The sequence below is a fragment of the Corallococcus sp. CA054B genome, assembly GCF_003611625.1.
Classification (GTDB): domain Bacteria; phylum Myxococcota; class Myxococcia; order Myxococcales; family Myxococcaceae; genus Corallococcus; species Corallococcus coralloides.
Genome location: NZ_RAVY01000336.1, coordinates 1 through 5021, shown reverse-complemented (window position 1 = coordinate 5021; position 5021 = coordinate 1). Strand labels below are relative to the sequence as shown.

The 5021-nt window shown below is 70.7% G+C and carries 2 protein-coding genes and 1 pseudogene; 2 read left to right on the top strand and 1 reads right to left on the bottom strand.

Features of this window, described 5'->3' with window-relative positions; genetic code table 11:
• Positions 1–24: 24 nt before the first annotated feature.
• The gene (locus D7V80_RS40100) at positions 25–393 is read right to left on the bottom strand and encodes a DUF192 domain-containing protein (protein ID WP_120593035.1); all 369 of its coding nucleotides are present in this window, start codon (positions 391–393) and stop codon (positions 25–27) included.
• Between the two features lie 17 nt (positions 394–410).
• Here D7V80_RS40100 and D7V80_RS40095 point away from each other — a divergent pair, with 17 nt between their 5' ends.
• Positions 411–914 (top strand): tRNA (cytidine(34)-2'-O)-methyltransferase, encoded by a 504-nt coding sequence (locus tag D7V80_RS40095; RefSeq protein WP_014398831.1) that lies wholly within the window; start codon positions 411–413, stop codon positions 912–914.
• Positions 915–1227: 313 nt separating this feature from the next.
• A pseudogene (locus D7V80_RS40090) lies at positions 1228–5021 on the top strand (molecular chaperone DnaJ); the annotation flags it as partial.

The following is a 5021-nucleotide window of genomic DNA, read 5'->3' as shown; positions in this document are numbered from 1 at the left end:
GGGGGGCACGGGCCCTTGGGACCCCTAGGCGGCCGGGGCCTCTCCCGGGGCGAAGACCAGGCGGTCGCCCTCCTGGGTGCCGCTGGCCAGGAGCACCCCGGCGGGCAGCTCCAGGACGGAGCGGGCCTTGAAGTAGATGGACGAGGTGCGCCACGGAGGCATGGCGGACAGTTGCTTGACGATGCACCCTTCCGCGTCCAGGAAGGCGACGTCGATGGGGATGCGCATGAAGAAGGTGTGGATGGAGTTGCAGGGGTCGATGTGCATCCCGCCCCCCATGGGCAGCGAGGCGCGGCCCATGAGCCCCTGGAAGCGCTGGACGAAGGACTCGGCGCGTTCGGCGCGGTCCGCGAGCAGCCGCTGCCGCGTTTCGTTGGTCACCCTCCAGTGCATGACCGGTGTTCTATCCCATGCTTGAGCCCCTGGCGTCCCCCCTGCACCTGGTCCTCGTCTCCCCTCAGATTCCGCCCAACACCGGCAACGTGGCCCGGCTGTGCGCGGTGACCGGGTGCCGGCTCATCCTGGTGGAGCCCCTGGGGTTCTCCATCGACGACCGGAACCTGAAGCGGGCGGGACTGGACTACTGGGACAAGGTGTTCCTGAAGCTGTACCCGACCTACGACGCCTACGTGGCGGAGTACCCCCAGGCCCGGCGGTGGCTGTTCTCCGCCCGGGCGGAGACGTCGCTGTACGCGGCGCGCTTCGAGCCGGGGGACCACCTGGTGTTCGGCTCGGAGGTGACGGGGCTGTTGCCGGAGGTGATGGAGGGGGGGACGGGGACGCCGGTGACCATCCCCATGCTTCCGGAGCGCCGGAGCTTGAATCTTTCGACGTCGGTGGGGATTGGCGCCTACGAGGCGCTGCGTCAGGTGCAGCTGGGGACAGCGGCCAGGCAGGCACCGCCGTCGAATTGAGGGGCGGGCAGGACGGGCTACACTCGGTGGCCGAATGTCCGCCTCGCAGGTCGCCGAAGCGCTGTATGCCGCCCACAAGTCCCGAGCCACTGGCCGGCTGACGCTGCACGCCGGTGGACGCGAGTCCGCGCTGTGGCTGCGCGAGGGCGACCTGGTGGGCGCGAAGCTGGGCTTCGGCTACCAGACGCCGGCGCAGGCGCTCTTCCAGAACGGGCTCTTGGGCGTGGACGCCCTGGACGCGCTGTGGGCGCGGGGTGGGGCGGCGGCGCCGGACGAGGAACTGCTGGAGGACAGCGGGCTCAAGCCCGCGGTGGTGCACGAGCAGCAGGTGCTGGCGCAGGTGCGGCGGCTGAGCGAGCTCGCGGAGCGCGCGGACTTCGAGGCGGAGTCGGTGGAGGCGGCGGGGGATTTCGCGCCCATCGCGGGCGTGCGCGTGGTGCGTGCGGCGTTGGAGCCGGCGCCCAGTGAGCCCGTGCCCGCGAGGGTCTACCGCTGCCCGGAGGTGGCGGCGTGCGAGCCGTGGCTGACGGATGCGTCGGAGCGGGGCCTGCTGGAGACGCTGGGCGCGTTCCGAAGGCCGGAGTCGCTGACGGGGGCACAGCAGGCGCTGCTGCGGGTGCTGGAGCGCGAGGGCCGCATCGAGGCCCTGTCGGTGGAGGAGTGGGAGGAGCGCGAGCGGCTGCGGCGCGAGGAGGAGCTGCGTCAGGCGGAGGAGGAGGCCTGGGCCATCGAGGAGGCGCGCCGGCGCGAGGAGGCGGAGCGGCGCGCGGAGGAGGCGAGGCTCGCGGAGTTGGCGCGGCTGGAGGCGGAGCGGCTGGCGGAGGAGGCCCGGCTCGCGGAAGAGGCGCGGCTGGCGGAGCTGGCGCGCATCGAGGCGGAGCGGCTGGCGGAAGAGGCTCGACTCCGGGCGCTGGAAGAGGCACGGCTGGCGGAGGAGGCACGGCTTCGAGCGGAGGAGGAAGCGCGGCTGGAGGCGGAGCGGCTGGCGGAGGAGGCCCGGCTCGCGGAGTTGGCGCGCATTGAAGCGGAGCGGCTGGCGGAAGAGGCTCGACTGGCGGAGTTGGCTCGGCTCGAAGCGGAGCGGCTCGCGGAAGAGGCTCGACTCGCGGAGTTGGCGCGCATTGAAGCGGAGCGGCTTGCCGAAGAGGCTCGGCTTGCTGAGCTGGCGCGCATCGAAGCCGAGCGGCTCGCCGAAGAGGCTCGGCTTGCTGAGTTGGCGCGCATCGAAGCAGAGCGACTCGCAGAGGAGGCGAGGCTCGCGGAAGAGGCGCGGATTGAAGCCGAGCGTCTCGCTGAAGAGGCGCGGTTGGCGGAACTGGCGCGCATCGAAGCCGAGCGCCTCGCCGAAGAGGCTCGGCTCGCGGAAGAGGCGCGGCTAGAAGCTGAGCGTCTCGCCGAAGAGGCTCGGCTCGCGGAAGAGGCGCGGCTAGAAGCCGAGCGTCTCGCCGAAGAGGCTCGCCTTCGTGCCGAGGAGGAAGCCCGCCTTGCGGAGGAGGCCCGGCTTCGCGCGGAGGAGGAAGCGCGACTGGCCGAAGAGGCGCGACTGGCCGAAGAGGCGCGACTGGCCGAAGAGGCCCGCCTCGCGGAAGAGGCTCGCCTTCGTGCCGAAGAGGAGGCTCGCCTCGCGGAAGAGGCCCGGCTTCGCGCGGAGGAGGAAGCGCGACTGGCCGAAGAGGCGCGACTGGCCGAAGAGGCTCGCCTTCGCGCGGAGGAAGAGGCTCGGCTCGCGGAAGAGGCTCGCCTTCGTGCCGAAGAGGAAGCACGCCTTGCCGAAGAGGCTCGCCTCGCGGAAGAGGCCCGCATTCGTGCAGAGGAGGCTCGCCTTCGTGCCGAAGAGGAGGCTCGCCTTGCCGAAGAGGCTCGCCTCGCGGAGGAAGCCCGCCTTCGTGCAGAGGAAGAGGCTCGCCTTCGTGCCGAAGAGGAGGCTCGCCTCGCGGAGGAAGCCCGCCTTCGTGCTGAAGAAGAGGCCCGCCTCGCCGAAGAGGCTCGTCTCGCAGAGGAAGCCCGGCTGCGGGCTGAGGAAGAAGCACGCTTGGCCGAAGAGGCTCGGCTTCTCGCGATTGAAGAGGCCCGCCTCGCGGAAGAGGCGCGACTGGCTGAAGAGGCACGTCTAGCCGAGGAGGCTCGCCTCGCGGAAGAAGCCCGGCTTGCGGAAGAGGCCCGCCTCGCGGAAGAGGCGCGGCTGGCGGAAGAGGCTCGCCTGGCCGAGGAGGCTCGGCTGCGTGCGGAAGAGGAGGCACGACTCGCCGAAGAGGCCCGTCTGGCTGAGGAAGCCCGCATCGCCGAAGAGGCTCGGCTCGCGGAGGAGGCTCGCCTTCGTGCTGAAGAAGAGGCGCGACTGGCCGAAGAGGCTCGACTGGCTGAAGAGGCTCGGTTGGCCGAGGAGGCTCGTCTCGCGGAAGAAGCCCGGCTTCGTGCTGAAGAAGAAGCCCGTCTGGCCGAAGAGGCTCGGCTCGCGGAAGAGGCTCGGCTTCGTGCTGAAGAAGAAGCCCGTCTGGCCGAAGAGGCTCGGCTCGCGGAAGAGGCTCGGCTTCGCGCGCTTGAGGAAGCCCGACTCGCTGAGGAAGCACGGCTGGCCGAAGAAGCGCGCCTGCGCGCGGAGGAAGAAGCTCGGCTCGCCGAAGAGGCGCGTCTGGCAGAAGAGGCTCGGCTGCGTGCGGAGGAAGAGGCTCGCCTTGCCGAGGAGGCACGTCTCGCCGAAGCGGCCCGACTCCGCGCGGAAGAGGAAGCCCGGCTCGCGGAAGAGGCTCGCCTTCGTGCTGAAGAAGAGGCACGCCTCGCGGAAGAAGCACGTCTGGCCGAAGAGGCGCGCCTTCGCGCAGAGGAAGAGGCCCGACTCGCGGAAGAGGCTCGCCTTCGTGCAGAGGAAGAGGCACGCCTCGCCGAAGAAGCTCGACTCGCTGAGGAGGCCCGGCTTCGCGCGGAGGAGGAGGCGCGCCTCGCTGAGGAAGCCAGACTCCGTGCAGAGGAAGAGGCCCGCCTCGCCGAAGAAGCTCGACTCGCTGAGGAAGCCCGGCTGCGCGCGATTGAAGAAGCTCGACTCGCTGAGGAAGCGCGTCTGGCTGAAGAAGTGCGCCTGCGTGCGGAGGAAGAGGCTCGACTCGCGGAGGAGGCTCGCCTCGCCGAAGAGGCGCGTCTGGCCGAAGAGGCCCGTCTCGCTGAGGAAGCCCGCCTCGCCGAAGAGGCTCGGCTTGCGGAGGAGGCTCGCCTTCGTGCTGAAGAAGAGGCGCGCTTGGCCGAGGAGGCTCGGCTTGCGGAAGAGGCTCGGCTTCGCGCGGAGGAAGAGGCTCGACTCGCGGAGGAGGCTCGTCTAGCCGAAGAGGCGCGACTGGCCGAGGAGGCTCGCCTCGCGGAAGAAGCCCGACTTCGTGCGGAAGAGGAGGCGCGGCTCGCTGAAGAGGCGCGGTTGGCCGAAGCGGCCCGCCTAGCGGAAGAGGCACGTCTGGCCGAAGAGGCTCGACTCGCGGAGGAGGCTCGCCTCGCCGAAGAGGCGCGTCTGGCCGAAGAGGCCCGCCTCGCTGAGGAAGCCCGCCTCGCCGAAGAGGCTCGCCTAGCGGAAGAGGCACGTCTGGCCGAAGAGGCACGTCTGGCCGAAGAGGCTCGGCGCGCGGAAGAAGCCCGTCTTCGCGCTGAAGAAGAAGCCCGTTTGGCCGAAGAGGCTCGGCGCGCGGAAGAAGCCCGTCTTCGCGCTGAAGAAGAAGCCCGTCTGGCCGAAGAGGTCCGCCTAGCGGAAGAGGCACGTCTGGCCGAAGAGGCTCGCCTCGCTGAAGAGGCTCGCCTCGCTGAAGAGGCTCGGCTCGCGGAGGAAGCCCGTCTTCGCGCGCTTGAGGAAGCCCGACTCGCTGAGGAAGCTCGGCTCGCGGAAGAAGCGCGCCTGCGTGCGGAGGAAGAAGCTCGTCTCGCCGAAGAAGCTCGCGTTCGCGCCGAAGCCGAAGCCCAGCGCCTCGCCGAAGAAGCCCGCCTCGCCGAAGAGGCCCGCCTCGCCGAACTCCACCGCCTCGCCGAAGAGGCCCGCGCCGCCGAAGCCCAGCGCCTCGCCGAAGAAGCCCGCCTCGCCGAAGAGGCCCGCGCCGCCGAAGCCCAGCGCCTGTCCGAACAGGGCAAGCC